Source organism: Runella aurantiaca (assembly GCF_003339505.1).
GTDB classification, from domain to species: Bacteria; Bacteroidota; Bacteroidia; order Cytophagales; family Spirosomataceae; genus Runella; species Runella aurantiaca.
Window position 1 is genome coordinate 1 of record NZ_QPIW01000056.1, and the last position, 2,016, is coordinate 2,016.

A 2,016-nucleotide genomic window follows, 5' to 3' on the forward strand; every position below is an offset into this window, starting at 1 on the left:
TAGGGTCAGGGCATAAACTCCCCTACCCATCCCATTAGCTAACGGGATCGTTGCTTTCACTTTGGCATATGCCTATGTATGAGGCGGGCGGGCCTCGTGGCCCGAAAACCTCAATCGTTACTAAATTGCCTTCGCCGCAGCATCGGCAACGCCTAAGAAAGGTTCTTGGGGGCTCTGTTGATTTGGGCTTGAGCTTAAAATACTCCCGTAACTGCTTGAACTTTGCCCTCTTCCATGTGCTTGAAAGTACACCATAATGCCTTATACGTACAAACCGCTTTGGTAAAATATGCTCAGCAAAACGACGGGTAAACTCCGAATGGCTCAATGTCAGGGACTTCTTGAGGCCATTTTGGCGGTAATCTTTGTAAGAAAACCTAACACATTCGTCATCCACCTGCTGTATACGATGGTTGCTGATGGCAATTTTGTGCGTGTAGCGGCCTAAATATTCAACCACTGACTTAGGGCTGCCAAAAGGACGCTTGGAATACACCACCCAATTTTTCTTAAAAAGTGCTTCTCTGGTCGCTTTGTCTATCTCCAGTTTTTTGCTCAACTCACCTATATACTTGGCTCTGAACACCTTACTGAGTGCTTTTACTGAAAACAAAAACTTACCATCGGATCGCAGGTTGTGCCAATTGCCTTTTTTATCCACACCACCCCCAGGTACGATACAGTGCAGGTGTGGGTGTAAGCTCAGATTCTGACCCCATGTATGCAGCACCGCAATCATACCCATCTGCAAGCCCTTTTGCTTGCCAAATGTTTCTAAGGTCTGCCAAGCAGCCCCAAACAACGAATCATAAACCAATTTGGGGTGATGCAGTGCCAATGGGTTCAACTCTGAAGGCAGCGTAAAAACCACATGAAAATACGGTACCGGCAATAAATCTGCTTCCCGTGCCTGTATCCATTCTTCTCGCTTGTGGCCTTGACACTTAGGGCAGTGGCGGTTGCGGCATGAATTGTAACTGATAGCAATGTGGCCGCAGGCATCACAGGAATCTACATGACCGCCCATGACGGAAGTTCTACAATCTTGTATCGCTCGCAAGGTGCGAACTTGCCAACCATTTAATCCCAAATCTTCAATGCCATCCCCCAAACGACACAGCACATGGGCTACTTCCCAAACAAACTGCATTCCGAAAACAGCGTATCAAGAGGACTGAAAACGGGTTTGGTCTGCAACTGAGCCACATGAAGATACAGCATAGTGGTCTCGATACTTTCATGTCCCAGAAAATTCTTGACACTGATTATATCCATGCCATCTTCCAGCAGATGGGTGGCGCAAGTATGGCGCAGGGTATGTACGTGGACGTCCTTCAATATACCCGCTTTTTTACTGGCCTCTTTCACAGCCCATTGTACCCCTTTCTGGCTGTAACGAGAATCGAAATCACCGCCCGCGCGGTCTACAATATTTACACCGCCAAAGAGGTATTCGATGGGCCTTTCGGCTGAGATATAACTCTTAAGCCCTCGAATAAGATGCTCACTAAGAGGCACGTATCTGTCTTTTTTACCTTTACCCTGCACTACTTTTAGCTGGCGACGGTCAAAGTCTAAATCGGCCAATTTTACACTCCGAACTTCCAAACAGCGCAAACCACATCCATACAACAGACCAATTAGCACCTTGTGTTTGAGTAAGCTACACGCTTTGAGCATTGCCCAAACTTCCTGCTTACTCAGTACCACCGGCAGTTTATTTGCCTTTTTTATCGCAGGCAAATGAAGATAACTATAGGGAAGCCCTTCTGTTTTGAGCAAGAAACGAAGACCATAAACCGTATGCTTGAAATAGGTTTGTGAAGGGGTTTGGCTCCGCTTTTGGAGCATAAATAGATATTCATGAACCTGCTCTTGGTCAAGTTCGGTGGGGATTTTTCCATAATGCAGTGCGATGGCCGCAACGTGCATCGAGTAGTTCTTGAATGTGCTCGGGCTACGACCCAACACTGAAATACTACGCTCAAAGCGATGAATTAGTGCCTCAAAGCCAGG

Annotated in this window: 2 protein-coding genes; both read right to left on the reverse strand. The window is 46.8% G+C overall.

The features are described 5' to 3' along the window. Positions 1-34: 34 nt before the first annotated feature. Entirely contained in the window at positions 35-1,150 is a 1,116-nt protein-coding gene (locus tag DVG78_RS29780) for an IS91 family transposase (protein WP_114464640.1), read from the reverse strand. Next, positions 1,129-2,016: tyrosine-type recombinase/integrase (locus tag DVG78_RS29785; protein WP_199563320.1), on the reverse strand; the 888-nt coding region annotated here is incomplete at its 5' end. The genes DVG78_RS29780 and DVG78_RS29785, both read right to left, overlap by 22 nt.